Origin of the sequence: Haloferax sp. Q22, from assembly GCF_001482285.1 — an archaeon.
Taxonomy (GTDB): Archaea; Halobacteriota; Halobacteria; order Halobacteriales; family Haloferacaceae; genus Haloferax.
Window position 1 is genome coordinate 184421 of sequence record NZ_LOEP01000037.1, and the last position, 25589, is coordinate 210009.

Here is a 25589-nt window from a genome sequence, read left to right on the forward strand (position 1 = left end):
GATGGGTCCCCCTGACGTAGTTGGTTGGCGGGCGTCGACCCGATTGGACGGTTTCGACTCGGTTGCGAGTCGGTCGATTCCGAACTCCATATATTCATTGCTTTGAGAATATATGTTCAATCTACATGTTCGAGGTCCAGTCCGAGTTGGCGGTGTTCGTCCTTCTGATGCTCGTCTGGACCGTCTTCGTGCTGTATTCGGCCTCGGTGTTCACCTGGTTCGTCGAGGTGCTCGTCCTCGCGTGGCGACAGACCGTCCCCGCCGACGACGTCGCCTACGGCTACGACGACATCCAAGTGCGCATCATCACCATCGACGCTGCCAACATCGTCCAATCGACGGTCAACGCGGTCCCCGACGGTCTCGACGACGTTCGGGTCATCGCGGAAAAACCGATTTCGGTCGACGGTGCGACGGTTCACGCCGTTCCCGAGGAGTTCACGTGCACGGCATCTCACAAGGGCCGCGCGCTCGAATGGGCGCGCCGCGAGGTCCCCTGCGACAAGGAGTTCGTCCTCTACCTCGACGAGGACACGTTGATGGCGAACTTCGAGGGGTTGCCGGAGGGTGACATCGTCCAGATAACCGAACTTCCGGTGTATACCGGTTCGTGGGTGACGTACCTCTCGGAGGTGTTCCGTATCGGTTACCAACGCGAACAGCGGGCGTTCGGCCGGTTCAGCTTCCCGCTGTACGCGTGGGGCGGCGGCATCGCGATTCGAACGAGTCTCGAAAATCGAATCACGTGGGACTCGAAGACCATCACCGAGGATACGGACTTCGCGTGGCGCGCGGCCGCCGATACTGGCCTCGATTTCAACGTGCTGAACTGCAAGTTCCGCAATCAGGCCCCGCCGTCGGTCATGACGATGCTCAAACAGCGTCGACGGTGGTTCTCCGGAACGCGACAGGACTCGGACCTGCTGCCGCTACACTATCAGATGTTCCTACAGTTCCGCCTCGTCGCGTGGGGCTTTTCGCCGCTCATTCCGCTGATAACCCTCATCACGTTCCTCGTCCCCGGCGCGCTCCCCGACCTGATGGTCTATCGAATCGGCTCCCTTCTCGAGTTCGCCACGCTGTTCGTCGTGACGGGCGCTGGCGTGGCAAGTTACTGGTCGGAGTCGAAACTCACGCTCCTCGCGGTCCCGTGGACGCCGATTCTCGTCGTCCTCAACACGGCGGGCGCGCTCTGGGGGTTCGTCTCCCCGGTCGAGCACTTTGCCGTCACGACCAAGGTGCCGTTGGAGACGGTCGAAAAGCGCAACCCCGCGTTCGAACCCGGTTCGCTCACGAAACACGACGGGCGGAACGACCTCCCCGAACATCTGGATATGAACCGCTTTACGAGCGAACACCGGGAGTCGTTTCATATCCATGATAATTAATTGCGGACCGTTCGGACCGCACTACTCCCGGTGTGACCCCAAATAATATCCCGCTAAATACAGCGTATTTGGCGGTACTGTCTACCGATTCTGCACATCACCACCTCGTGGGAACCGAATCAAGCCTTATCCATCGCAGCCGCAAACCTCCACCTGTATGTCATCTAGAAGACAACTTTGTCATCATCGTTCACGCCGTTCGGTCGGAGCCGGCCCGACGGCCTGCGTGCACCGTCTCGGGACCGGGGGTGAGCGCCCGTGGCGGTAATCGAGTCGCTCGTCGGAAACGGGCTGTTCGTCCTGTTTCTCGCGGTGCTCGTCGGGATGGGTCTCGGCAAAATCAGTATCCGCGGCGTCAAGTTCGGCGTCGCGGGCCCGCTCTTCGCGGGGTTGGTGCTCGGCCACTTCGGCTTCACCGTCCCCGACGCGTACAGCGGCCTCACGCTGGCGCTGTTCGTCGCCGCGGTCGGCCTCATCGCGGACCACGAAATCGAGGGGACCGTCAAGGCGTACGGGCTCAACTTCGTCGCCGTCGCGGTGCTGATGCCAACCGTCGCGCTGGCGCTCACCTACGTCTGGACGCAGTTCGTCTTCCCCAACGCGTCCACGCCGCTCATCATGGGGTCGTTCTCGGGCGCGCTGACGAGCAGTCCCGGACTGGGGTCGGCCATCGAGGCCCTCCCCGCGGCCGCCCGGCAGGACTACCAAATCGGCCACTCCGTCGGCTACGTCGTCGGCGTCCTCGTCATCGTCGTGTTCCAGCAGTTGTACCCCGTCATCGCCCGACTGAACCTCGACGACGAAAAACGCCGTTTCGACGAGGCTATCGGCGGGACCGCCGACGACGCGGCGTCGGAGTCCTCCGTCTCAGAGGTGACGTTCAGCGTGATGGGCTACGCGCTCGTCATCGTCGCTGGCGCGGTTGTCGGGTCGATTCCGATTCCGATGGGGCCGTTCGGCACGCCCTCGCTCGGGACAACTGGCGGCGTCCTCGTCGCCGCGCTCGTCTTCGGCTACTTCGGCCGGGTCGGTCCCGTACCGACGCGCATGGACACGACCATCCTCTCGGAGATTCGGGCGTTCACGCTCGCGATGTTCCTCGCGGTCGTCGGCATCGGCGCCGGTGGCGGCTTCCTCGCGACCATCGCCGAGTACGGCCTCCAAATCGTGGCGGCCTCGGCGCTCACGAGCTTCGTCGCCATCCTCGCGGGCCTCGCGCTCACGCGGTACGTCTGGGGGATGGACTGGATTAGCGCCGCCGGCGGTATCACCGGCGGGCACACCGACACGAAGGGGCTCGCGGCCGCCGTCGACGCCACCGGCGCAGACGAGGTCGCGGCGGGCTACGGCAACACCTACCCCTTCGCGCTCCTGTTCATGGTCGTCTACGCGAAACTCCTCGTCATCGTCATCCCGCTCGCCGCGTAGCGAACCGTTGGGGTTGTCGTAGTGCGAGGTGTTTGACCGGCCACGACCCGTCCGCAGTCGGGCGTTCTCTCTCGTGGTCGCCCCGCCCTCGGGCCGCGGTCTGGGTCGCCGACGACCCTCCAGGGGCTGGCTCCCGCGCCGTGGTAATCGAGTCACCGATTGATGCGCTCACGGCACGTCTTCTCACGTATGAACGCGCACGCGAACATCGGTCCCGACCGCGCTCGCAAACACGAGCCCTTCCCGGCGTACGGGCCCGTGGATGCGGCGCTCGGATTCGTCGTCTTCTACCTGTTTGTCGAGCGCGCGACCCCGACTATCGTCGAAACCCTGACGAGTGTCGTTCCCGGGATCTCGGCGTCGGCGGTCGGCTTCGGACTCGCGGCGTTCTTGTGGTTCATCTTCGTCGTGACGACGCTCGACCAACTTCGTCGACAACTCGCGGCGCTCGGGGTCGTCGCCGGGGACGCCGGCCGACCCGTCCGCGTAGAGTTGGGGCGGGCGGTCCCCACCACCCCGCGGCTTCTCGTGTACGCCGTCATATCCGTTGTCGGCGGCTCCATCGCCGTTCTCACGTTCGACCGCGCCGTCGACGCGGGCATCGCGTTCATCCGACTCGTCGTGGACCTCGGTGTCGGCGTATTCCCGTTCGGCGCGTTCCCGATCGTCGAGTTCCTCGTCATGGTCGTCTTCTTCGTCTCGTTCGGCGCGGCGACGCACTCGCTCGATAGGGTCGTCATCGGGATCGTCAGGGCTGCATTCGCGATGGTCCGCCCGTAAACCAGTCGGCAGACGCGACATTCTCTCTTACGAGACGTATCGAACCACAAGACTGTTATCCTAGTTTTCTGATTGACAGAGACGAGAGTCCCCATGAAGCGCCGCACGTTCCTCCAACTGACCGGTCTCGGGGCCGCTGGCGGACTCGCCGGCTGTCTCGGTTCGAACTCCCCTCCCCCGCGAAAGTCGAGCGTCGTCTCCGACTTCGAGATCTCCGACGGCTCGCTCGTCGTCGACCTCGCCGACCAGACGTGGGTGATGTCCCGCTACGAAGCCGCCGACCAGTCGTCGCTGTCAGGGTTCGACCCGCAGTCGCTGGCCGCGCTCAGCCCCGTCGGGGTTGCGAGCGCGAAAGGCAAGAGCGGCGGCGGTGGCGGCCGCGGTGCGACCGGCCGCGGCACGGGTGGCTACGCCTCCGCCCCGCGGACGGTCCACGGCCACGCGTGGTACCACGGCGGCGACTACGCCGACGATTGGTACGAGGACAACGCCGGCAAGGTGAACCGGTTCCCCGTCGGCGTCGCCGCGCTCGGCATCGCCTACCTCGGGTCGACCGCGGCGATGCGAGACGACGCGCCCGAGGCCGGCCCGGTCCCGTGGGACCGCGAGATACAGGACCCGAGCGGCACCGCCGAGTACGACATGTCGGACGGGAGCCAACTCGGTCGAGACGGCTGGTACCGCGTCGGCGCGCACATCGTCGGCGACGACGTGAACCACGACTTCCGCTGGGAGTGTTACGACCTCGAAGTCACCGACGGCATCGGTGACGCGGGGTACTCCATCGAGGAAGAGTGGAAAGTCTCCCCGCGCATCTGAGCGGGACGAACCACGACGGCGACCGCGGCGTCGTTGTCGCACACGCCGCGACCGACTCGCCCTCCATCGATGTCTGACACACGAACCGACACGGCGACGCTCCTGACGCTCACCTTCGTGGTGTCGTTCTGTAGCTTCGCCTACGAGTTCGTCTACTCCGAACTGCTGACGGTGATGTACGGCGGGACGGTCACCCAGTACGTCATCACGGTCGGGCTGTACTTCTTCAGCCTCGGCATCGGCGCGGCGCTCTCAGACGACCTCGACGGCGCGAACCTCGGCGGGAACTTCTTCCGCACCGAGGTGCTTCTCGCGGCCGCCGCGCCCGCGGGCTTCCTGCTCATCGTCGGCCTCAACAGCGTCCGCATCCCGCAGGCGGTGCCCGCGGAGGTCATCTGGACCGTCGCCCGCCTCCCCGTCGTCGTCGTCGGGTTCCTCTCCGGGTTCGAACTCCCGCTTTTGACCCGCATGTTCGACGAACTCGACGACGACGAATCGGCGACGCCCTCGTGGCTCCGAACCGCCGGCACGCGAATCCACGATTTCGTCGTGGCCGCCGTCGGTACCCTCTGGACCGTCGAGCGGACCGAGGGTCGCCGAAGCGGGCTGTCTGTCATCCTCGCGATGGACTACGTCGGCGGCCTCGCCGGTGCCGTCGTCTACGCCCGCGTCCTCTACCCGGGTATCGGCCTCATCCCGACGATATTCGTGTTGGCGCTCCTCAATGGAGTCGCCGCGCTCGTCTTCGTCGCTCATTTCGGCGAGTGGTCGTGGTGGCCCTTCAGCGGCGTCACCTCGTCCGCAAGACCCACCTCGTCCGCCAGCGCCGCACCCGGCGGGAACGCGACCGACAGCACCCGAACCGACCGATCGCTCTCGGCCGCTCGGGTCTCGAAGACGCTTCTCGTGGTCTGCCTCCTTTTGACGGCGACCTACGCGGGCGTCGTCGCCAAGCACGATGTCGCGGACGAGCGTCTGTCGCAACTCTACCTCGAACAGCAGATCGAAAACGAGTACCCGCCGGGCGCGATGCGCGCGACGGTCACCTCGCAGGAAACGACCGCTTACCAGCACGTCATCCGGTACAATCGCACGTGGACCGGTACCGGCCCGAATCCGCACTTCGACGGGCGGACAGAGCAGTGTCTCCGCCTCGGCGCGGCCGTCCAACTCTGCGAGAGTTGGGCCGACAGCTACCATGAGGGGCTGGTCGACGTGCCGATGTCGCTGGTCGAACCCGGTCCCGAGACCAAGGTGCTCGTCGTCGGCGGCGGCGACTGGATCGCCATCAACCACCTGCGGGAGTATGGCGTCACCGTCGACCACGTCGACCTCGATGGCGAGTTCATGCGCGACGCGAAGACGGACCCGTTCTTCCGCCGCTGGCACGACGACGCCTACGAGTACGACCGGCTGAACACGACGGTCGCCGATGGCTACCGCTACCTTCAGGAGACGAACGAGACGTACGACCTCGTGTTGCTCGACGTCCCCGGCGCGACCGACGACGACCTGCTCACGCTCTACTCGACCGAGTTCTACCGCTCCGTCCGGACCCACCTCTCCGAGGACGGCGTCGCGGTGACGTGGGGCTACTCGCCCGACGCCTACCCCGAACACCACAAGGCGTTCGTCAACACCGTCGGGGCAGCGGGCTTCACCCAAGAGCTTTCGTACTGGGTTCGCGAGGACCTCGACGACGACGGCGAGACCGAGCGCGTCGAGCAGTTCTACGTGCTCGCGCCCGGCGACCGCCCCCGGCTCACCGGCGACGGCGCGACGCGGTACGTCCGCGCCCGCGAGGAGCACTACGACTCTGCCGAGTGGCACACGGTCCCGCACTACCGCGGCGTCCGCCAGAACTCCATCTTCCACCCGAACTACGACATCCTCGTCGACACCTGATCTCCCATGCCCTCCCAACAACCTTCCACCACCGAACCGCCCGCCGGCTCCGACCCGTCTCCGCCGGTCGAGACACCAACGGAACTGTACTTCGGCTACAGCGCCGACGTGCCGGACCTGACGACCGTCGACGTGAAGACGGTCGCCCCGGCGACGCTCGCGGGCGAGCCGGCGGTTCTCACCGTCATCGGCGAGTCCCACTACATTGGCCTGCCGGCGCTCAACTTCCACGAGCTGTGTTCGTGCAAGCCGCTGCCGCACGAACGGACGCACGAGACGCCGCTTTCCGTCGGGGCGGAGCGCGAGTTCAGCTTCGAGAGCGACCGACTCGACGCCCGAACGGTCGTCGAGGGTCGGCCACTCGGCGACTTCCCCGGCCCGGACGACGCGACCGTCGCCTACCGGTTCGACCCGGACGCGTGGACCACCATCCGCGTCGGCGACGGCGGCTACGAGACGTACCACACCTATCCGGAGTACGACCTCGCGCTGTACACCGAGACGACGATGACCCCCAAACGAGAGGCCCAGCGATGACACCCGAACGACAGACCCAACGATGACCCGAAACGCCACCACCTACGACGGCGACGTGACGCTCAACGGCTCCGAACGACCTCCGGTCGAACTCCACGACCCCGCGGACGTGTTTGTCGGCGGCGCGAGCGTCGCCGGCGACCTCACCGTGCAGAATGCCGAGTACGTCTTCACCCACGCGCCGGTGACCGACGACGCGGCCGTCGGCGACGGGACGGCTGGCGACGCGGCCGTCGAGACCGAGATTCGCGGCAGCCTCGAAGACGGCTACGTCCAGTCGGTCGACGGCGACGTGCTCCTCGGCGACGCCGAAGACGTGTTCATCGCGGCCGATGCCGCCGACGGAGCGGTCTCGGCACCCGGCGCGGAGAACGTCTACGCGGGCGAGGCGACGCCCGTCGCCGCCCCCGACGACTACGACGTGTCCACCTTCGGCTGGAAGCAGTCGGGGAGCGCGACCGACCCCGACACCGGCGTCTACGCGGTCGGCATGGCCCACGACATCGACCTCACGAAGGTCAACTCCGACGTGGAACTCTACCTCGTCGGTCACGGTCACGAGGTACGAGTCGAGGGCCGGGGTGCGGCGGTCTCGATTCACTTCGTCGGCTACGACAACACCGTCAACGTCGGGCCGTACCTCGCGTCGAGCGTCGAGACCGACACCGGCTTCGACAACGCGGTCGACGCTGACCCATATCCAGCGGAGGACCTCGTCGAGATGTCCAGAAGCGAGGCCTACTCGAACGCCGGGTTCGGCCGCCGGAAGGTGACGTTCCAAGAGCCGGCCAACGGCGACGAGTGGTGTCCGAACTGCGGCAAGCCCGCCGAGGCCATCATCGAGCGCCACCAGATGGAGGCCTTCTTCCTCTTCGGCTGGCCGCTTTGGACCTTTGAACAGAGCACCAATCCCGCCCGCGAGTGCGAACACTGCTCGCCCAACGCGATTCACGCCGAACTCTCGGCGTCCGAGCGCCGCGAGATATTCGACTGACGCCGACGACGGTCCGAAGATATATATCAAAACACCAGACAATGTTGCACATACGACTGTCCGCGCGTTCGAACGTCGCCCCGACGACCGAACGCACCCGCCGGGTCCGCACCCGCAACCGTATCCGCCACACCCGCTGTCCCCGGCACACCCGTCCACCCCTCCCCAGCCATGTCGAGAAATGAGTCCACGCCGGCGTTGATGTCCTCCTCATCGTGCCGGTACACGTTCGACCCGTCGGTCCAGACCGACGCCCACCTCCAGACGACGTGGGAGTGCCCGCACGAAGCCCACCCCGAAAGCGAGTTCTGCGTGTTCCACATGAGCCGCGACGAGCGCGCCTCGCTCGACGTGACCGGCGACGACATCGTCGGCGAACTCCGGGCGAACCTCCAGTCGCCCGACACCCGCGTCAACGAGTACGTCGGCGCGGACCTCCCACATCTCTCGCTCACCTATCAGGACATCAACGGCGCGACGAACCACGTTCTCAACTTCCAGCACGCCGACATCGAGGGGTTAGACCTCACCCACGGCCGCCTCGACCAGGGGTTGATTCTCCGCGAGGCGACGGTCGACCGCCTCAAACTTGACGAGGCGGTCGTCACCGGCGACGTGGACGCCCGGGAGGTCACCGTGACCGGCGCGGTGACGACCAACGAGGCGACGTTCGAACAGGACGTTCGCTTCTCCGGGGCGACCTTCCGCGGCGAGGTCCGCTGCGACGAGACGGTGTTCCAGGGCGACACCAGTTTCGCAGACGCGACGTTCCACGGCACGGCACGCTTCCGCAACGTCGAGACCAGCGGGAGCAGCCACGTCCTCGACGACAACATCACCTTCGCGAACGCGACGTTCCGCGACGACGCGAGTTTCAGACAGGCCATCTTCGACTACGTGACGTTCGAGGGGGCGCGGTTCTCCGCGGGTTCGGACTTCGAACACGTCGAGTTCGAGGGAGACGCGCGGTTCGACGGCGTCCGCTTCGACGAGATGGCCGACTTCGACGAGGCGCGGTTCGATGACGACGCGAGCTTCGCCGACGCCCGGTTCATGCAGTTGGCCGAGTTCCGCGGCGTCGAGTTCAACGGCGGGAGTCGGACGACCCACGACGACGTGACGTTCGAGGGCGCGACGTTCGAGGGCGAAGCGGACTACAAACTCGCGCGATTCCGCTATTCGGACTTCAAGGACGCCGTGTTCAAGGGCGCGGTCAACTTCGACCGCGCGACGTTCACCGCCCGCACCGACTGCTATCGCCTCCGCGTCGACGGCGCGTTCGACCTCTCTCTTTCGTCGTTCGGCGGGCAAGCGAACTTCGACGAGAGTGAGTTCCGCGACGCCGTCGTCGCCGAGGAGGCGACGTTCGGCTGTGACGCCTCGTTCGAGGCGGTCGAGTTCGAGTCTACCGCCCGGTTCGGCGAGGCGCGATTCGAAGAGGACGTGAGCTTCAAGACCGCCACGTTCCACGGTCTCGCGTCCTTCCGCGGGACGTTCTTCGAGGGCGAACTGCAACATCTCGAAGCGAACGCCTCGTTCAACGAGGCGACCTTCGAGGCCGGCGCGGAGTTCGAGGCCGCGAACTTCACGAGCGCGTCCTTCTGGGAGACGACGTTCCACGACCGGGCGGACTTCCGGCAGTCGGATTTCGAAACGGCACGCTTCCGCGTGCTGGTCGGCGACCGCGACACCTACCTCGACTTCACCGACGCGACGCTTTCCGGCGGCACGATATCGCAGGGCTCCGGCGAGCCGACGCCGTACGACCTCACCCGCGCGACCATCGGCGACCTGACGCTGGAGGGCGACGGCAACGAACACCAACTTCTGGACCACTTCCGCTTTTGTCTCACCGAGTTCGACCGCTTCGACTTCAGCGACCACCACGGCTATCTCGAACGCAACGACTGGACCATCCACGACTTCGTCGGCAACGGCGCGACCGGCCAGTTCGCCGTCGAACTGACGCCCGACATCATCGAGGAAACCTACCGGAAGGCGCAGGACAGCGCCAACGCCGTCGGCGACACCCCCGCGAGCCGCGAGTTCGAGTTCAAGCGCTACTACTACAACCGCCAGAAGAACTTCGACATCATCCTCAACGAGTACTCGCTGAACACGTGGGCCCACGGCAAGAAGGTCGCCAGCGTGGGGCTGAACATGCTCATGCAGGTCACCTGCGGCTACGGGAACCGGCTCCCGCGAATCGCGGCGTTCACGTTCCTCCTCCCGGCGCTGTTCGGACTGTGTTACGCCCTCGGCGGGCCGTTCCTGACGCAGGCGGGGAGCGCCTTCGACCCAGCCGCGGTCGACAAGACGACGATGGAGGTGCTCTTCGACAACGTCTACTACAGCTACATCAGCTTCAGCACGGTCGGCTACGGCGACATCAACCCGCTCGGCCCGGCGGCCCGCGTGCTCGCGGCGAGTCAGGGGATGTTGAACGGGCTGTTCTTCACCCTGCTCACGTTCACGCTGTTCAAGCGCGTGCTCGGCGGGAGCTAATCGCGCCAGTCCGCGTCCTCACTTCTCCGACCGCTCGTACACGTCCGGTCGCGCGTGCTGGAGCGTCTGCATGTCGCGGCGGATATCGTCAAGGTGGGACAGGTCGATGGTCGCCGTGACGACCTCCTCGCGGTCCCGCGCCTTCGAAATCACGTTCCCCCACGGGTCGACGACGAGCGTGCGGCCGTAGGTCTCGACCCACGACGGCTTGTCGCCGATCTGGCCGGGCGCGATGACGTACGCCTGATTCTCGATTGCGCGGGCGCGAAGCAGCGGCTCCCAGTGGTCTTTTCCGGTGTGCATCGTGAACGCCGACGGGACGAGAAGGACGTTCGCGCCGGACTGCGCCATCGTCCGGTAGAGCCCCGGGAACCGGAGGTCGTAGCAGATGGAGAGGCCGAACGTCGCGAGATCGGTGTCGACCGTCACCGTCCGGTCGCCGGATGCGACGTAGTCCGATTCCCTGTGTTCGACGCTCCCGTCGAGTTCGATGTCGAACAGGTGAACCTTCCGGTAGGTGTCGAGCACTTCACCGCCCGGGCCGATGAGTGCCGACGTGTTGTACACCCGGTCGCTGTTCGGAATCCGCTCGAAGAAACTGCCCGTATGGACGAAGATGTCGTGTTTGCGGGCCTTCTCGGAGAACCGTTGTATCGTCGGTCCGTCCAGCGACTCCGCGACCTCGGCGAACCGCTCTTCCGGGCCGATGAAGGTCGTCATCTCCGGGAACGCCACGAAGTCAGCGCCGTCGGCCGCGGCCTCGTCGAGGAGGCCGAGCGCCCGCTCCACGTTCGCCGCCTTGTCGTCTCGCGAGTCTAGCTGGCACGCGGCCGCCACGAATCGGGACATCTCGTCGGAACGCTACGCGGACCGACGGTATGGTAGTCACGGTTATTCGCTCGGGTCGAACTCCAGATAGACGAGTCGCTTGTCTCCGACTGTCCAGCCGCGGTGTCCCGGCGGGATAGTCGCGGCACAGCCGGCGGTAATCTTCGTCTGCGTCCCGTCGTCCAGTTCGAGGCCGAGCGTCCCGGAGACGACGTAGATGTCGTGGGCGTTCTGGCAGTAGTCTGGCTCCGCACTCCCGCGGTCGCTGTCGGTTCCCCACTCCGGCTCCAGCGTCGCTCGCGTGACCGACACGTCGCTTAGGTCAACCGACTCCGTGCGGCCGGCTTCGAGCGCCGTCGAGTTCGTGTCGGAAAGCTCCGTGACAACCAGCTCGTCGACTTCTGTACTGTCTGCCATAGAACACGTTCTCCGGGGATGGTAGTATCTCTTCCGTCGGGGGTAACAACGTCACTAAAACATATAAGAAAAATTTAGAAATCGGTTTCATATACTATTTCAGACGATATAGTCTGGGTCCGTTGACTCGGTAGGCTCGCTGTCTACGAATCGACACACGAGCGACTCGGAATCGGATTCGAAACTCCTTCCCTCGAGATCCACCCCTGCCAAGCTATATGAACTCTTAGCCATCTTACATACGAGACGATGGTCTCGACTCCCCGCTTCAGGCCCTTCTCCCCAGCATGGAATGCCGCGCTCATCGGTGTGGTTGTCTCGCTCCCCGTCATCACGGTTGTCAACTGGCTCCCAGAATCGGAGTCGACCGTCGGTGCCGGCATGATGATATTCGGCGCGTTCATTGCGGGGGCTGTCGCCGCAGTCCGCTCGACGGACCCGGACGCCGCCGGACTTCGCGCCGGCTTTCTTGGCGGCGTTCTAGAACTGGTCATATTCGCGGTGACGGCGGGAACGACGGCGGCGTGGCCGCTGTCCAGAGTCGCGTTCTTCGCACTCGCCGCCGGAGCCGTTCTCTGTCTCGCCTCCCTGTTCGGTCTGGGCTGCGGGCGAGTCGGCGGGTGGGTGGTGCGCGCCGTCGCCTCACGGTGGAATCCCACCGCGAGTACGCCGTAGCTTCCTCGTGATATCTACACTGAAATAACAAATTTAAAACATACATTCAAAACTGATATTAAGAGGTTTTTGACGCCCGATTCGGGTTCGAACACCACCTCGCTTCTCACAGCGACGAGATTGCGAACCGTTCGGTGACGGCCGTCTCATTTGTTCTCCACAGGGGAACGGTCTCTGCCGCGGCACGTGCCGCTCCGCTCACTCGTCGACGGATTCGAGCGGGTCGGTCTTCCCCCACCGCGCCGACGCGCCCTCGGTCGGCGTCGCCCACTCGACGGCGTTGTCGATGACTCGCTTGACCTCGTCTTGGTGGAAGATGGGGTACTCCTCGTGGCCCGGTCGAAAGGCGAAGATTCGCCCGCGGCCGCGGCGATAGCAGATCCCCGAGCGGAACACGTCGCCGCCTTCGAACCACGAGATGAAGACGGTTCTGTCGGGTTCTGGGATGTCGTAGGGCTCACCGTAGGTCTCCGTCGCCGGGATGACGAACTGTTCGTCGAGGCCGTCGGCGATGGGATGGCCGGGGTCCGCGACCCACACGCGTTCGCGTTCGCCGCCGTGGCGGTATTTGATGTTGCACGTCGTGCCCATCAGCCGTGTGAACGGCTTCGAGTTCTTCCCCGAGTGCAGCGGGATGAATCCCATCCCTTCGTGGACGCGGTCGACGACGCGCTCCGCGACGGCGTCTGTCACCTCGTCGTTGGCGCAGTGCGACCACCAGACCAACACGTCCGTCGCGTCGAGCGTCTCCTCGTCTAGCCCGTGTTCGGGTTCCTGTAGCGTCGCCGTTCGAACCTCGCGGTCCGGTCCCTCCAAGTGCTCCGCGATGGTGCCGTGGATTCCCTTCGGATACCGCTCTGCGACCTCTGGCTCTTCTCGTTCGTGGACGTTCTCGTTCCAGACGGTGACTCGTGTCGGCATGCGCCATAGTGTTCGCCCCCGTTGATAAATTCTCTCACCAAGTGTGATTGCGGTCCTCATTCGTCCCAAAAAGTGTTCCTCTATTGGGAACAATCTGTGATGCGCAAGGAGAACGGTTCTCGGCGACGAATATGGAATGTCCGCTGTCACCATCGACGAACTACGAGAAGTCGACTCGGTATTAGGGAGCATTTCCGTTACACGCATATAGGTGTAATATCCTTCCCGGGTCACTCTCTTACAGCCCTCATCTCGGTCCAGAATGATAGTTCCTGACAAACAATTCCCGATAGGGGAACGGAAATCGACACAACGTTTCCTATCAGGGGCGACTCGACAGCAAATCACCGACCTCGAGACTTCTCAGTCGCTCTTTCGAATAGTGAGATTCCACACGACGAATGCTGACGTTCCCGTGACGGGAACGAATCTCCCGTTTTCGAATCCTCGTACGCGTCTTCCGAATCCCGAGCGGCGCGGCCGGTGTCCCGCTTACGACTCCGTCTCCGACCACGGGTGGTCGTAACTCGGGTCGTCGACGAAGCGGTCGAGTCCGGCCTGAATCGACATTCGGCTTCCGGCCGGGAGCCGAATCCGGAGCGCGTCCGTGCCTTCGTCGTCAGCCGTATCGGTGTCTGCTCCGCTCTCGTTGACGCCGCGCTCCGCCCCGTCGGCCTCGACCGCGGTAAATCGGTGTTCGCCGTACGCGCCGGCTTGGACGACGACCTCTTCCTCCCTTGCTCCGGTGTTGACGAGTGTTAGTTCGATTCCGCCACTCGTCACCGACTCCACGAGCGCGGCGACGCCGGTCGGGAGCCCCGGCCGCTCTCTTCGGGCGTCGAAGTGCCGCACTTGGGCCATCACGAGGCCGCCGTAGTAGACTGGCTGTGGCGCACCCATCGTGAGTTGGAGTAGCGCCTTGTGGAACGCGGGGTTCCGGTCTCTGAGGTAGTCCTCGTCCACGGTCGTCGGCTCGTTCCCTTCGGCGTCGAACAGGCGCAGTCGCTCGTCGACGTGCTCGCGCGTCGCTTCGAGGATTCGGTCCGGGTAGTCCGGGAACTCCCCGTCGAGGTAGGCGAGCCACGCGTACTCGTGGCCGTCACCATGTTTCGTCTTCGCCCGCGGATCGATCCGCCGCCAGTCCTGTTTCCCCCAGTCGCGGAGCTGACGCACCCGATTTCGGTCCTTGTCGCGCATCGACATGTACCAGAGGTGGACCGCGTAGGGGTCGTCCGTGTGCGGCTGGAACTCGTACCAGCCGTCCCTCCACAGCACCTCCCCATCGTCTTCGGTGAGGACGCCCGAGGCGTCGTAGTGGTAGTCGCCCTCGCCGCCGTACTTGTGTGGGATGTAGAGGGTGCTGTGTACGTCGTCCTCGGCGACTTCGATGCCGTTCTCGATGAGGATGTCGAGTTGCGACCGCGGGAAGTCGAGATACTCTCTGTCGCCTTCGAGTAGGACCGCGTTCTCCGCGGCGACGGTCGGTCCGATGCCGATGTAGTGCCACCCGCCCCACGACCAGCCGTAGTAGCCGCCGTACCACGACCCGTCTGTGTACTCACCGATTTCGCCGGAGTGCCCGACGTTGTCGGGGATGATGCCGCCGTTTTCGGCCGTCCGCTCGCGCCACGCGTCGAGGTAGTCGGTGACCCACTCGCGGTAGCGGTCGTCTCCCGTGTGGAGGTAGGCGTTCGTCATCAGGCTCGTGATGTTGAGGTTCAGCGGGATGTCGCCCTTCGCGCAGCGCTCGTTCAGCACCTCGAACAGGCGCTCTTCGTTCGCCGGGTCGAGGAGATCCGCGGCCTCGTCGAACTCGAGGTCCCGCCACGGGAGGCCGTGTCTGGCCCAGCGGTAGTCCGCGCCGTATGGGTGGTGTTCGTAGGCCGAGAAGTCGCAGAACTCCGGGCCCATGCTCCCGTTCATCGGCCCGCGAACCACGCGCTTTTCGGCGTCGTAGTTCCCCGTCTCCGAGTCGGCGGTGTAGAGCTCCGCGAACTTCCTCGCCCGGTCGACGACCGCGTCGTCGTCGGGCGCGGCGAGGCCCATGTTGTACGTGTAGAGGTTGCCCTCCCCGAGGTGGAACCAGTCGCGGCACTGTTCGAACTCGTCGACGACCATCGGGTGGCCGAACGGCGTCTCCGTCTCCGCACCGCGTTCGAGCGCGGCCTCGTACACGCGGCGGGCGTGGTCGAGCAGGCGTTCGTCGCCGCCCATCGCGTACACGAGCGGCCAGTTGTAGAACCCCTCGACCACGTCGTCGAATCCGTCGACGCCCACGTGGTCGTCCGGCGGCCAGAACGGTTCCCCGTCGGGGCCGGTGTAGTCGGCGACAAACCGGTCGACTGCGTCGCCCGTCAGGTCGAAGAGTGCTCGCTGTTTGTGCGCCCACGTCGGCGGCCGAGTCGCCTCGGCGGTCGCTTCGAACTCGCGCATGCCAACATACCCCGCGCCTCGGGTGATGAATATTTGGGTCGCGCGAGTTACTGGGGTCCGGTCGTCCGGGCCGAGGCGAGCAGGGCGGCCACGTCGCTGTCGAACCGCTCCGTTCAGTCGTCACTCTCCGCGCCGACACCGCTCTGCGACTCGGTCTCGTCCATGGCCGTCGCTCTCGCCGCTGTCGGTCGTCGGCGTCTTCCGTCGTCCGCGTTCAGTCGATGAGGCGCTCGATGTCGTCATCGAGCTGGTCGTACAGCTCTTCCGCCCGGCGCTCGTCGGCGGCCGACAGCGAGCGAATCGGCTCGCGGACTGCCCCGCCACGCAGGCCGGCCAGTTCGAGTCCCTTTTTCACCGCTGGGACGCTGATAGCGCCGCCGAGGCTGTTGTTCTGCCCGGTCTGGTCGCGGAAGTTCTGGTAGGGCAGACAGATGTTCCGAAGCTCGCGAGCGCGCTCCCAGTTCTCCTCGGTGAGCGCGTCAAATAGTGCGAGACCGACTTCCGGCCGGAAGTTACTCACACCGGCTGAGAACCCCTCGATACCCTCGTTCCAGAACGAGACGGCGAAGGGCTCCGCGAGGCCGTCCACCCAGACCACGTCGTCGCCGGTGGTGCTGGCGGCAGCGCCGAGTTTCACGGCGTCTTCGATGGCGTACTTGATGCCGACCACGCCGTCGAGTCCCGCGAGGTCGCGGAGGTAGCCGATTGAGGGGTCGAAGCCCTTCACGTACGGCACCAGCGGAGCCGTCGAGGCCTCGGCGAGCTTCTCGTAGTAGCGAAGCAGGCCGCGCTCGTGGACGTAGGTGTGGTCGGGTGGCATTATCATCATCCCGTCGACGCCGATGTGGTCGTAGGCGTCGATGAGTTCCCGCGCGCCCGCCGTGCTCCCGCCGACGCCGGCGAGGACGCACACGTCGGACGGGAGCGCGTCGACCGCCGTCTCCGTCACCGCGATTCGCTCCTGCTGGGTCAGCGAGTGGTACTCGCTGATGTTCGCCGACGCGAGGAACGTGCGGATTCCCTCGTCGTAGAGCGTCGTCGCGTTCGCTGCCAGTTCGTCGTGTTCGATGTCGAGGTCGTCGTCGAACGGGGTGAGGAGCCCGGCGGCGACGCCGCGCAGGTGCTCGCGCACACCGCTCTCTGCGAGTGGCATACCCGAACCACCGGACACTCGCGCATAAAATCTTCGGACAGGGGGGTCGCGAGAGACGCCGAACGCCCGAGGACCGTCAAAACAGTTATCTGCCCTATCTCTGTAGTCGAACTCATGCCGCGTCAGACAGACTCGTCTCCAATCGCCGTCGGAGTCGTCGGCCTCGGAAGCCTCGGTCGTCGGCTCTGTCAACAGTTCGTCGAACTTCCCCGGTCGGAACTCGTCGCCATCTCCGACGTGGACCCAGACGGCCTCGCCGAAGTCGGCGACTCCTTCGACGTTCCCGAGACGCATCGCTACCGGTCGTTCGAGGCGTTCCTCGATTCGGCCCCGATAGACGCCGTCGCGGTCGCGACGCCCAACGGCCTCCACTACGAACAGACCTCTGCCGTGTTGGACCGCGGCCTCCACGTCCTCTGCGAGAAGCCGCTCGCGACCGACGCCGAGGAGGCCTACGAACTCACGACCCGCGCCGAGGCGAGCGACCAAACCGTGATGGTCGGCTACCAGCGACACTTCAACCCGGCCTACAAGCGCGCCCACGACGAGTGGGCCGACGGCGACCGCGTCCCGCGCTTTATCACCGGCGAGGTGACCCACGACTGGCAGTCCTACTACGAGAAGGAAGACGACTGGCGGATGAACCCCGAGTTGAGCGGCGGCGGCCATCTCCTGAACGTCGGCACGCACGTCATCGACGCCATCCTCTGGACGACCGGCCTCACCCCGACCCACGTCAACGCCTACGTTGACTTCCACGACGACGAGCAGGTGTTCGACCGCCAGTCCTCTATCATCATCGAGTTCGCGGAGGGCGCGGTGGCGAACGTCTCCGACACGGGAGTCGTCGCGCGGACTCGCGAGCACGTCCACATCTGGGACGACGAGGGGGCGATATACCTCGAAGGCCACGAGTGGGACGACCGGACCGGCTACGTCATCGACGACGAGGGGACCGAACACCACCCCTACGACGGCTACGAGCGCTGGCTGAGCAAGGGCACCGCGTTCCTCGATGCCATCGAGACCGGCGAGACGCCGCCGGCGACCGCCCGCGACGGCCTCAAGGCGGTCCTCATCACCATGGCGGCCTACGAGTCGGGCCGGCGGAACGAGCGCGTCGCTCTCGACGAACTCTACCCGTTCGCGTCCGACGTCTTCCAGTAGCGCGCCGCTCTTTCTCCCGGTTGTCTCCGCTCTCGTCTCCCCGTGCCGTCCCCGGTTGCGAGGCGGAGTTTTATCGTGATGGCCGAGTCTGTACAGGTATGCGAATCGCGACTGTCAGCGGATACGCTCTCTCGTCACCCATCGAACCGCCGCAGGACCGGTCCTTCCACGGTGGCACCCGTCGCCTGCTCAAACGCGACGTGGTGCTCGTCGTCGTCGAATCGGCCGGCGGCACCCGTGGCATCGCCACCGCCGGCGCGAGCAGTTCCGCGATGCGGGAGTATTTCGAGGGCGACTCCCAGGGGACCTTCGCGGACGTGGTAAACGGCGCAGTCGCCGACGCGCTCGAAGGCGAGACCATCGAGGAAGTCGAAGACGCGCACGCGATACTCCGCGACACCGACCTCCCCGACCGACTCCGCCACGAGGCCATCTCGGCGCTCGACGTGGCGCTGTACGACATCCGCGGGAAGGTGGTCGGCGCGCCCATCTACGAACTCCTCGCCGACGAGTACGGCACCGACCCGACGACGGAGATGCCGCTGTACGCCAGCGCCGGGATGTACATGGAACCCGAGGGCTACGCCGAACAGGCGGCGACCATCCGCGACCTCGGCTTCTTCGGCTACAAATACCGACCGGGAATCGGCCCCGACGGGGACCGCCGCACCATCGAACTCCTCGCCGATGTCGCGGGCGACATGGAGGTGATGCTCGACGTGCACACGTGGTGGAAGATTCGGGACGGCTACGACCGCGAGACGGTCGAGGACCTCGTCACCTTCGCCGCCGAACGGGACTGCTACTGGGTCGAAGAGCCGGTCTCGCCTGACGACCACGCGGGCTACGTCGAACTCGCGGAGACGGGCGCGCCGCTGGCCGGCGGCGAGAGCGAACCGACGCCCGAGGGACTCGTCGCGCTCGGCGAGACGGGCGCGGTCGACTTCCTGCAGGGCGACGTTCGCCACCACTGCGGCTACACCGGCTGTCGTCCCGCGGTCGAGTCCTGCGTCGGCCGCGACGTGGAGTTCGTCCCGCACAACTTCGGCACGTGGGTCGGCCTGCTCGCCAACGCGCATCTCGTCGCGGCCGCGCCCGAGGTTTCGCTCCTCGAATACCCGGTCTTCGAGGACGACCCACTCCTCGACGCCGAGACCGACCCCGGAATGTACCCCTTCGACCTCGCGTTCGACATCATCGAGGGCCAACCCGCCGTCGAGGACGGCGTCCTCTCGCTGTCTGACGAGCCGGGACTTGGCGTCGAGGTGAACCTCGACGTGCTCGACGATTACCCCTTCGAGGAGGGGCCGTGGACCGAGTTCCACTACGACGAGGACTGAGTCGGCGATTCGCACGCGCCTCGTCTGCTTCGTCGCCCCCGCCCCGCCCGTCTCGCCGCGTTCGCCGTCTGCACAAGCTATAATGCGTCGCTCCGTGGTACACTTTTCATGCACGTAACCGACATCGAAGTCATCCCGATATCGCACCGCCTCCCCGACGGGGAGGGCCTCGGCGACGCGCGCGGGTTCGGCCACGACAGGGCGACGACGCTCATCCGCGTCGATACCGACACCGGCGACGTCGGCTGGGGCGAGGCGTTCGCGCCGGGGAGCGTCGTCGCGCCCGTCGTCGACGAGTTCTTCCGCGACGACGTGGTCGGCATGGACCCCTTCGACGTGCGACGCCTCGCCGAGGAGTCGTACACAGACCCGTACCACTTCGGCGGGAGCGTCTTCGTCCAGAGCGCCCTCAGCGGCATCGACGTGGCCCTGTGGGACCTCGTCGGCAAGGCGACCGGCAAGCCCGTCCACCGACTCCTCGGCGGGACGCCTCGCGAGACGCTCACCGCCTATGCCTCGACGATGTACTTCACCGAGGCGAACCGCGACATCGCAGAGCCGATTCGTGACGCCGTCGATGAGGGGTTCTCCGCGGCCAAGATAAAAATCGGCAACGGCACGGACTCCGACGTGGAGCGGGTTCGGACCGCCCGCCAACTCCTCGGCGACGACGCGCGGCTGATGGTCGACATCAACGGGAACTACCGGCCACGACAGGCGATTCGAACCGCGAAGGCCATCGAGGAGTTCGACATCACGTGGATGGAAGAGCCCGTCCCCCCGGAGAACCTCTCGGGCTACCGCGAGGTCAAACGCGGCGTTGACGTGCCCCTCGCGGCCGGCGAGGCGCACTACGGCCGCTTCGAGTTCAAGCGCCTCGTGGACGACCGGACGGTCGACGTGGTCCAGCCCAATCTCGGTCGGTGCGGCGGGCTCTCGGAGGCGAGCCGCATCGCCGACCTCGCGAGCACGGAGAACGTGGCGGTCCGGCCGCACATCTGGAACAGCGCGGTCGGCCTCGCTGCGGCGGTCCAGTTCGCGGCGTCTGTCTCGGACTACCCGCACACGCGGAACGTCCCGGACCCGATGATGGTCGAGTTCGACCGGAGCGAGAACCCGCTCCGCGACGAGATTCTGCAGACCCCGTTCGACCCGACCGGCGGCGAAGTGGACGTGCCGCAGGCCCCCGGTCTGGGCGTCGAAATCGACGAAGACGCGGTCGAACGGTTCCGAGCCGACCGCTGAGCGCGGGTCGCTGACTCGCTTCTCGACTCATTGCACCGGCGAACCGACCTCGCTTTGTTCCGACTCGCGGGATAGTTTTATGCGTTAAAGCACCGTGGCACCGGTATGCAGTCATCCCTAGTGGTAGTCGACAGTACGGACTCCAACGAGCGTCTCCTGACCGAGGCGGGACAGATTGCGGCCGGCACGGACACGCCGCTCGTGCTCCTCACGCGAATCACCGAGGACGAAATCGTCGAGAACGCGGAGACGTTGCAGGCGATGAGCGACGCCGCCAACACGCCGCTGGAGTCGAACTCGGCGCGGGAAGTCGCCTCCCGCTTCGCGTCGCAAGCCGCCGACGAGGCGTTCGAATCGGTAGACGGAACCGTCGAGTACGACGCCGTCACCGTCGTCGCCGAGGAGGGCGAGTTCGCCGACGAGGTGATTCGCGTCGCCGACGAGCGCGGCTGTGACCACGTCTACGTCGCCGGCCGACAGCGCTCGCCGACCGGGAAGGCGCTGTTCGGCGACACCGCACAGCGCGTCGTCCTCAACTTCGACGGGCCAGTCACTATCCTGACCGAGTGACGGAGCGACCGGACCCCCCCGAAACGACAGCTATTTGCGACCACGAATCGTCACGTGTTATCACATGTATCAGCTGTCGGAGCAAGCGGAGCCTGTACCGTCGGGTTCGTCCCGAACTATCGACATCGGCTACATCGGCGGCGGGAGTCAGGGGTGGGCCCACACGCTCATCAACGACCTCGCGCAGTGTCCGGACCTCGCGGGGAGCGTCACGCTGTACGACGTGAACTACGAGATGGCGTCGAAGAACGCCCTCCTCGGAAACCGCGTGATGGACCGCGAGGAGGCGGTCGGCGACTGGTCGTTCGAGGCGACCCGGAGCATGGACAAGGCCCTCGACGGGGCCGACTTCGTCATCTGTTCGATTCAGGACCCGCCCGGTGAGACGTTCGTCCACGACATCGACGTGCCCCAGGAGTACGGCATCTACCAGACGGTCGCCGACACCGTCGGCCCCGGCGGGGCGATTCGGGCCCTGCGCGCGATTCCGCAGTACCGCGAAATCGCTGCGACGGTCCGCGAGCGCTGCCCGGACGCGTGGGTCATCAACTACACCAACCCCATGACGGTCTGTACACGGACGCTCTACGAGGAGTTCCCGGATATCAAGGCCATCGGGCTCTGCCACGAGGTGTTCAAGACCCAGAAGCTGTTCGCCGAGATGGCGGAGCGCTACATCGACGAGGCCGAGGACATCGCCCGCGACGAGGTCCGGGTCAACGTCAAGGGGGTCAACCACTTCACGTGGGTCGACGAAGCGCGGTGGCGCGACCGCGACGTGTTCCAGTACCTCGACGAGGAACTCGACCGGCGGAAGCCGCTTTTCGACCGCGAACCGGGCGACCTCGACGGCGAATCCTACTGGGTGAACAACGAGGAGGTGGCCCTCGACCTCTACGACCGCTTCGGCGTCCTCGGCGCGGCGGGCGACCGTCACCTCGTGGAGTTCGTCCCGTGGTATCTGAGCATCGACGAACCCGAGGAAATCCAGCGCTACGGCATCCGACTCACGCCGAGTTCGGCCCGTGTCTCCGACGACGAGGGTCCAGACGAGATGGAACAGTACCTCGAAGGCGACACGGAGTTCGAGTTCCACGAGTCCGGCGAGGAGGCGGTCGACATCATGCGGGCGCTCTCCGGCGAGGGGACGTTCGTCACGCACCTCAACTACCCCAACGAGGGGCAGGTCGACGGCCTTCCCGAGGGCGCAGTCGTGGAGACGAACGCGCTCCTCTCCGGCGACGACGTGACGCCCCTCTGTGCGGGCGGCCTGCCCGACGAGGTCGAGAGCATGGTCGAAACCCACGTCACGAATCAGGAGACGCTCGTGCGCGCGGGCTTCGAGGGCGACCTCGACCTCGCGTTTCAGGCGTTCCTCAACGAACCGCTCGTCACCGTCTCGCGCGACGAGGCCCAAGAGCTGTTCGCGAAACTCGTCGAACTAGAGCGCGAATACTTCACCGACTACGACCTCGACGCGTCGGTCCTGCAGGCGTAAGCCGGCGTTTCGAACCCCCAACGAACACGTCGCTCCCCGCCTCCGGGGTCAGCTATTTATCCCGCCATCCAGTCGGTACACGCGATGTCGAGCGCCAATAGCCGCGGTTTGAGCTTCGGCTGTCAAGTTGTCAGCTACGGAAACGTCGAGGAAACCATCCAGCGAGCGGTCCGAGCCGGGACGGCCGGGTTCGACACCGTCACCGTCCCGGACCATCTGTTTCATCCGACCGACTCCGAGGAGTATCTGGTCGACCCGCCGTGGGAGGCGTTCTCCGTCCTCGGGGCGATTGCCCAGCGCACCGATGAGGTGACTCTCATGCCCGGCGTCGCCGACTCGGTGCGCCGGCACCCGACCGAACTCGCGCACGTCACGGCCACGTTGGACCGGATGACGGACGGTCGTGCCGGTCTCGGCATCGGGGCCGGCGAGGCGTTCAACTTCGCGCCGATTTCGGATATCGACTGGGACGATCCGTACACCCGGTTCAGAGAGTGCGTCGCCGTCATCGACGGGCTGTGGAACTCGACGGCGGACGAGCCGTTTTCCTTCGCGGGCGACTACTTCGACCTCGACGACGCGCACATGGGACTGAAACCCGCGCAAGACCCGCGCCCGCCGCTCTGGATAGGCGGCTACGGCGAGAGCATGCGCGGCCTGACGGGCGCGGTCGCGGACGGCTGGTTCCCGTGGATTTACTCGCCCGACGAGTACGCGGCCGACCTGCGGAAAGTCCTCGACGTGGCCGCGGACCGCGGCCGCGACCCCGAGTCCATCGACCGCGCCGTCATGGTTCCGACGACGGTCTACGACGACGGCGACGAGGCGCGCGCGGCCGGCATCGAGCGAAACCGCGTGAATCTCGCGCTCCGACCGCCGCTCCTCGCCGACATGGGCTACGAGGACATCGCGGAGTCGACGCCCATCATGTGGCAGATGGCGTTCGACGAGGAACAGGAACGGCAACTGTCGGCGGCGGCCGAGCGTATCCCCGACGAGGCTGTTGACGACATCTGCGTCTCCGGTGACCCCGAGCGCGCTATCGAGCGAATCGAGGCGTTCCGCGACGCGGGCGTCGATAACCTCGTTCTCATCCCGGTCGGCGACTACGAGGAGACGATGCGGCACTACGAAAACGAGATTATCCCGTACTTCAGCGAGCGATAGCGCGGCGGGACGAACCGGAGTGTCGGTCGCCGACACCGGCTGATGCGGTCAGTCGGTCACTCTTGTGCGCCGTCGCCGACGCCGGCCTCTTGTCGGCCGTCGTCGTCTCCTCTACTCGTGTTGATTCGCGGCTCCACGCTGAAGCGGTAGTACACCGTCCAGACGGCCGCGACGACGGCGACGATGGCGAACAGCGTCGGCGACCACTCCATGCCGAACTGCTGGGCCAGCCACATTCCCGAGAGCATGACGCCGAGGACGAACACGAACACGGTCAGGTCGGCGGCTCGAAGATTCATGTACCGACGTTCGGAACCGACCGGGATAAACGTTCACACGCCGCCGGCGGCGACGCCGCGGCCGACCCGCTCAGTCGCGGACCAGCCAGCCGACGGCGTTGCGGAGCAGTCGCCGGTAGTCGTCGTTCTCGAAAGCCTCCGCGGTGTGTCCGAGCGACGCGTAACAGACCCGCCCCGCGCCGTACTCGCGGACCCACGCAACCGGGTAGTCGTCGGTGAGGTCGGGATGAGCCATGCGCGCGAGCACGGTCACGTCGTCGTCCACGTCGACCTGATACGGCTCGTCGAACACCTCGAAGTCGTCGACACCGTCGGTCACGGCGTGGTCGGAGACGATTTCGACGCCGAACGTCGACTGCTCGGGGTGAGTGAGGAAGTGACCGCCGAGCAGGTCGCGGAGGTCGGGAAACGGTTCGTCGCGCTTGTCGAGGCCGCCGTCGCCGTCGTGGACGTTGATGAGGTCGGCGGCGCAGTGGAGACCGAGATAGGCTCCGCCGTCTCGGACGAATCCGAGGAGGCCGTCCAACTGCTCGGGGTTCAGGGTGGCGTCCGTCAGGTAGTCCACGACGAGGTCGTAGCCCGTGAGGTCGGCGAGGGCGTTCCTGTCGGTCGTCGCGGTCACCGCGGCGGCGTCGCCGATGGCGGACTCGATGTGCGGTCGCATCTCCTCGAAATCGTGGAACGAGAAGGTCGTCTCTCCGATGACTAACGCGGACGGCTGTTGCATGGACTGCCGTTCTCGACCCGTGTGAAAAGCCGTTTCGGTGCCACCACGACCTGCTCGGTACGACCGTCCGGGGCAACCGTCCGAGGCGACCACTCACTCGAACTCGATACGCCCGAAGAACGACGGCGAGTGGTACGTCGGCTCCGGCAGTTCGATTCGGTTCCACGTCCCCTTCTGCGCGTCGGGCAGCCCGCTCCGGTAGAAGTTCCCGCGCCAGACCGCCCCGGAGTCGAGTTCGAGCGGGAGGCCGGTCAGCGACCGGAGCGTGGAGACCGGGAGCCGCGCCGCGAGCCACCACGAGTCGTCGTCGGGGGAGGCGGTCTTCGTCGGGCTGGGCACTGATGTCTCGGCCTCGACGGCCGCCGCGTCGGTCGGCGCGACGAGATCGCGGCCGATGTCGCGCTCGCGCCAGTTCGGCTCCTGCCACGCGAGTTTGAACGTGCCGCAGCAGTTCGCCTCGAAGTTGAAGTACCGCCCCGGCGAGCCGTCCTCGGGCGGGGCCGGCGTGGCGAACAGTTCGACCGAACTGTCCTCGAACGTCGGCCCGTTCAGCTCCGTCACGTCGGCGGTTATCTCGTCGTCCTCGACGTGGAACTGCAGGTAGAGCGCCTCCGCGTCGAACAGCGCCCTGACCGTCGTCTCCGGACCGGGCTCGTCGCCCCACGCGTACTCGTCCAGTCGGGCGACGTTCGCCCGCTCCCACACCGTCCCGTCGACCGCGCCGGTCAGCGGGACCGCTCTGCCCGCGTCGATGCGGCTGACTTCGTAGGTTCGCATACGACACACTCACTCG

General features: G+C 65.9%; 23 protein-coding genes. 15 read left to right on the forward strand and 8 right to left on the reverse strand.

What is annotated here, in order from left to right; genetic code table 11:
* Nucleotides 1–125 precede the first annotated feature (125 nt).
* From AM590_RS17685 to AM590_RS17720, 8 genes are all read left to right on the forward strand, one after another.
* Complete coding sequence (locus AM590_RS17685) at nucleotides 126–1388, forward strand: glycosyltransferase family 2 protein (protein ID WP_058828612.1); 1263 nt, start codon at nucleotides 126–128, stop codon at nucleotides 1386–1388.
* A 258-nt stretch (nucleotides 1389–1646) separates the two neighbouring features.
* Complete coding sequence (locus AM590_RS17690) at nucleotides 1647–2816, forward strand: hypothetical protein (RefSeq protein WP_058828613.1); 1170 nt, start codon at nucleotides 1647–1649, stop codon at nucleotides 2814–2816.
* Between the two features lie 189 nt (nucleotides 2817–3005).
* A complete protein-coding gene (locus AM590_RS17695) occupies nucleotides 3006–3596 on the forward strand; it encodes a hypothetical protein (RefSeq protein ID WP_253805958.1) in 591 nt (196 codons plus the stop codon).
* A gap of 93 nt (nucleotides 3597–3689) precedes the next feature.
* Nucleotides 3690–4415 carry a hypothetical protein gene (locus AM590_RS17700; protein ID WP_058828615.1) on the forward strand — a complete coding sequence of 242 codons (726 nt, stop codon included), beginning with the start codon at nucleotides 3690–3692 and terminating at the stop codon, nucleotides 4413–4415.
* A 69-nt stretch (nucleotides 4416–4484) separates the two neighbouring features.
* Nucleotides 4485–6320 carry a spermidine synthase gene (locus AM590_RS17705; RefSeq protein WP_058828616.1) on the forward strand — a complete coding sequence of 612 codons (1836 nt, stop codon included), beginning with the start codon at nucleotides 4485–4487 and terminating at the stop codon, nucleotides 6318–6320.
* A gap of 6 nt (nucleotides 6321–6326) precedes the next feature.
* The gene (locus AM590_RS17710) at nucleotides 6327–6857 is read left to right on the forward strand and encodes a hypothetical protein (protein ID WP_058828617.1); all 531 of its coding nucleotides are present in this window, start codon (nucleotides 6327–6329) and stop codon (nucleotides 6855–6857) included.
* Between the two features lie 22 nt (nucleotides 6858–6879).
* Nucleotides 6880–7851, forward strand: a complete 972-nt coding sequence (locus tag AM590_RS17715) for a hypothetical protein (protein WP_058828618.1) — start codon at nucleotides 6880–6882, stop codon at nucleotides 7849–7851.
* 201 nt (nucleotides 7852–8052) lie between these two features.
* Entirely contained in the window at nucleotides 8053–10356 is a 2304-nt protein-coding gene (locus AM590_RS17720) for a pentapeptide repeat-containing protein (protein ID WP_058828619.1), read from the forward strand.
* 18 nt (nucleotides 10357–10374) lie between these two features.
* On the opposite strand, the gene AM590_RS17725 is transcribed toward AM590_RS17720, so the two are convergent.
* Nucleotides 10375–11205: a carbon-nitrogen hydrolase family protein gene (locus AM590_RS17725; protein ID WP_058828620.1), complete on the reverse strand. Its 831-nt coding sequence runs from the start codon at nucleotides 11203–11205 to the stop codon at nucleotides 10375–10377.
* A 42-nt stretch (nucleotides 11206–11247) separates the two neighbouring features.
* Nucleotides 11248–11601 carry a hypothetical protein gene (locus AM590_RS17730; protein ID WP_058828621.1) on the reverse strand — a complete coding sequence of 118 codons (354 nt, stop codon included), beginning with the start codon at nucleotides 11599–11601 and terminating at the stop codon, nucleotides 11248–11250.
* A gap of 249 nt (nucleotides 11602–11850) precedes the next feature.
* On the opposite strand from AM590_RS17730, the gene AM590_RS17735 reads away from it, so the two are divergent.
* Complete coding sequence (locus tag AM590_RS17735; RefSeq protein ID WP_058828622.1) at nucleotides 11851–12276, forward strand: DUF5518 domain-containing protein; 426 nt, start codon at nucleotides 11851–11853, stop codon at nucleotides 12274–12276.
* A 198-nt stretch (nucleotides 12277–12474) separates the two neighbouring features.
* On the opposite strand, the gene AM590_RS17740 is transcribed toward AM590_RS17735, so the two are convergent.
* From AM590_RS17740 to AM590_RS17750, 3 genes are all read right to left on the reverse strand, one after another.
* Nucleotides 12475–13197, reverse strand: coding sequence for a ThuA domain-containing protein (locus tag AM590_RS17740; protein ID WP_058828623.1), 723 nt, complete (start codon nucleotides 13195–13197; stop codon nucleotides 12475–12477).
* A gap of 492 nt (nucleotides 13198–13689) precedes the next feature.
* Entirely contained in the window at nucleotides 13690–15630 is a 1941-nt protein-coding gene (locus AM590_RS17745) for a hypothetical protein (protein ID WP_058828624.1), read from the reverse strand.
* Nucleotides 15631–15844: 214 nt separating this feature from the next.
* Nucleotides 15845–16783, reverse strand: coding sequence for a dihydrodipicolinate synthase family protein (locus AM590_RS17750; protein ID WP_058828625.1), 939 nt, complete (start codon nucleotides 16781–16783; stop codon nucleotides 15845–15847).
* A gap of 114 nt (nucleotides 16784–16897) precedes the next feature.
* Here AM590_RS17750 and AM590_RS17755 point away from each other — a divergent pair, with 114 nt between their 5' ends.
* From AM590_RS17755 to AM590_RS17780, 6 genes are all read left to right on the forward strand, one after another.
* Nucleotides 16898–17950 carry a Gfo/Idh/MocA family protein gene (locus tag AM590_RS17755; protein ID WP_058828626.1) on the forward strand — a complete coding sequence of 351 codons (1053 nt, stop codon included), beginning with the start codon at nucleotides 16898–16900 and terminating at the stop codon, nucleotides 17948–17950.
* 98 nt (nucleotides 17951–18048) lie between these two features.
* The gene (locus AM590_RS17760) at nucleotides 18049–19290 is read left to right on the forward strand and encodes a mandelate racemase/muconate lactonizing enzyme family protein (RefSeq protein WP_058828627.1); all 1242 of its coding nucleotides are present in this window, start codon (nucleotides 18049–18051) and stop codon (nucleotides 19288–19290) included.
* A 108-nt stretch (nucleotides 19291–19398) separates the two neighbouring features.
* Complete coding sequence (locus tag AM590_RS17765; RefSeq protein ID WP_058828628.1) at nucleotides 19399–20535, forward strand: mandelate racemase/muconate lactonizing enzyme family protein; 1137 nt, start codon at nucleotides 19399–19401, stop codon at nucleotides 20533–20535.
* Between the two features lie 120 nt (nucleotides 20536–20655).
* Nucleotides 20656–21105, forward strand: coding sequence for a universal stress protein (locus AM590_RS17770; protein WP_058828629.1), 450 nt, complete (start codon nucleotides 20656–20658; stop codon nucleotides 21103–21105).
* A 64-nt stretch (nucleotides 21106–21169) separates the two neighbouring features.
* On the forward strand, nucleotides 21170–22603 hold the full coding sequence (locus AM590_RS17775) for a glycoside hydrolase family 4 (RefSeq protein ID WP_058828630.1): 1434 nt from the start codon (nucleotides 21170–21172) through the stop codon (nucleotides 22601–22603).
* An 84-nt stretch (nucleotides 22604–22687) separates the two neighbouring features.
* Entirely contained in the window at nucleotides 22688–23770 is a 1083-nt protein-coding gene (locus tag AM590_RS17780) for an LLM class flavin-dependent oxidoreductase (RefSeq protein WP_058828631.1), read from the forward strand.
* A gap of 56 nt (nucleotides 23771–23826) precedes the next feature.
* Here the strand turns inward: AM590_RS17780 and AM590_RS17785 are convergent, their stop codons facing one another.
* The 3 genes from AM590_RS17785 to AM590_RS17795 form a co-directional block, all read right to left on the reverse strand.
* Nucleotides 23827–24069, reverse strand: a complete 243-nt coding sequence (locus AM590_RS17785; protein ID WP_058828632.1) for a hypothetical protein — start codon at nucleotides 24067–24069, stop codon at nucleotides 23827–23829.
* 70 nt (nucleotides 24070–24139) lie between these two features.
* On the reverse strand, nucleotides 24140–24796 hold the full coding sequence (locus AM590_RS17790) for a ThuA domain-containing protein (protein ID WP_058828633.1): 657 nt from the start codon (nucleotides 24794–24796) through the stop codon (nucleotides 24140–24142).
* A 93-nt stretch (nucleotides 24797–24889) separates the two neighbouring features.
* A complete protein-coding gene (locus AM590_RS17795; RefSeq protein ID WP_058828634.1) occupies nucleotides 24890–25573 on the reverse strand; it encodes a carbohydrate-binding family 9-like protein in 684 nt (227 codons plus the stop codon).
* Nucleotides 25574–25589: the final 16 nt, after the last annotated feature.

Bases quoted from the DNA above. Each gene is read 5' to 3' on its own strand.
- AM590_RS17685 (WP_058828612.1), top strand. From the start codon at position 126: ATGTTCGAGGTCCAGTCCGAGTTGGCGGTGTTCGTCCTTCTGATGCTC.
- AM590_RS17695 (WP_253805958.1), top strand. From the start codon at position 3,006: ATGAACGCGCACGCGAACATCGGTCCCGACCGCGCTCGCAAACACGAG.
- AM590_RS17700 (WP_058828615.1), top strand. From the start codon at position 3,690: ATGAAGCGCCGCACGTTCCTCCAACTGACCGGTCTCGGGGCCGCTGGC.
- AM590_RS17705 (WP_058828616.1), top strand. From the start codon at position 4,485: ATGTCTGACACACGAACCGACACGGCGACGCTCCTGACGCTCACCTTC.
- AM590_RS17710 (WP_058828617.1), top strand. From the start codon at position 6,327: ATGCCCTCCCAACAACCTTCCACCACCGAACCGCCCGCCGGCTCCGAC.
- AM590_RS17715 (WP_058828618.1), top strand. From the start codon at position 6,880: ATGACCCGAAACGCCACCACCTACGACGGCGACGTGACGCTCAACGGC.
- AM590_RS17720 (WP_058828619.1), top strand. From the start codon at position 8,053: ATGTCCTCCTCATCGTGCCGGTACACGTTCGACCCGTCGGTCCAGACC.
- AM590_RS17725 (WP_058828620.1), bottom strand. From the start codon at position 11,205: ATGTCCCGATTCGTGGCGGCCGCGTGCCAGCTAGACTCGCGAGACGAC.
- AM590_RS17730 (WP_058828621.1), bottom strand. From the start codon at position 11,601: ATGGCAGACAGTACAGAAGTCGACGAGCTGGTTGTCACGGAGCTTTCC.
- AM590_RS17735 (WP_058828622.1), top strand. From the start codon at position 11,851: ATGGTCTCGACTCCCCGCTTCAGGCCCTTCTCCCCAGCATGGAATGCC.
- AM590_RS17740 (WP_058828623.1), bottom strand. From the start codon at position 13,197: ATGCCGACACGAGTCACCGTCTGGAACGAGAACGTCCACGAACGAGAA.
- AM590_RS17745 (WP_058828624.1), bottom strand. From the start codon at position 15,630: ATGCGCGAGTTCGAAGCGACCGCCGAGGCGACTCGGCCGCCGACGTGG.
- AM590_RS17750 (WP_058828625.1), bottom strand. From the start codon at position 16,783: ATGCCACTCGCAGAGAGCGGTGTGCGCGAGCACCTGCGCGGCGTCGCC.
- AM590_RS17755 (WP_058828626.1), top strand. From the start codon at position 16,898: ATGCCGCGTCAGACAGACTCGTCTCCAATCGCCGTCGGAGTCGTCGGC.
- AM590_RS17760 (WP_058828627.1), top strand. From the start codon at position 18,049: ATGCGAATCGCGACTGTCAGCGGATACGCTCTCTCGTCACCCATCGAA.
- AM590_RS17765 (WP_058828628.1), top strand. From the start codon at position 19,399: ATGCACGTAACCGACATCGAAGTCATCCCGATATCGCACCGCCTCCCC.
- AM590_RS17775 (WP_058828630.1), top strand. From the start codon at position 21,170: ATGTATCAGCTGTCGGAGCAAGCGGAGCCTGTACCGTCGGGTTCGTCC.
- AM590_RS17780 (WP_058828631.1), top strand. From the start codon at position 22,688: ATGTCGAGCGCCAATAGCCGCGGTTTGAGCTTCGGCTGTCAAGTTGTC.
- AM590_RS17785 (WP_058828632.1), bottom strand. From the start codon at position 24,069: ATGAATCTTCGAGCCGCCGACCTGACCGTGTTCGTGTTCGTCCTCGGC.
- AM590_RS17790 (WP_058828633.1), bottom strand. From the start codon at position 24,796: ATGCAACAGCCGTCCGCGTTAGTCATCGGAGAGACGACCTTCTCGTTC.
- AM590_RS17795 (WP_058828634.1), bottom strand. From the start codon at position 25,573: ATGCGAACCTACGAAGTCAGCCGCATCGACGCGGGCAGAGCGGTCCCG.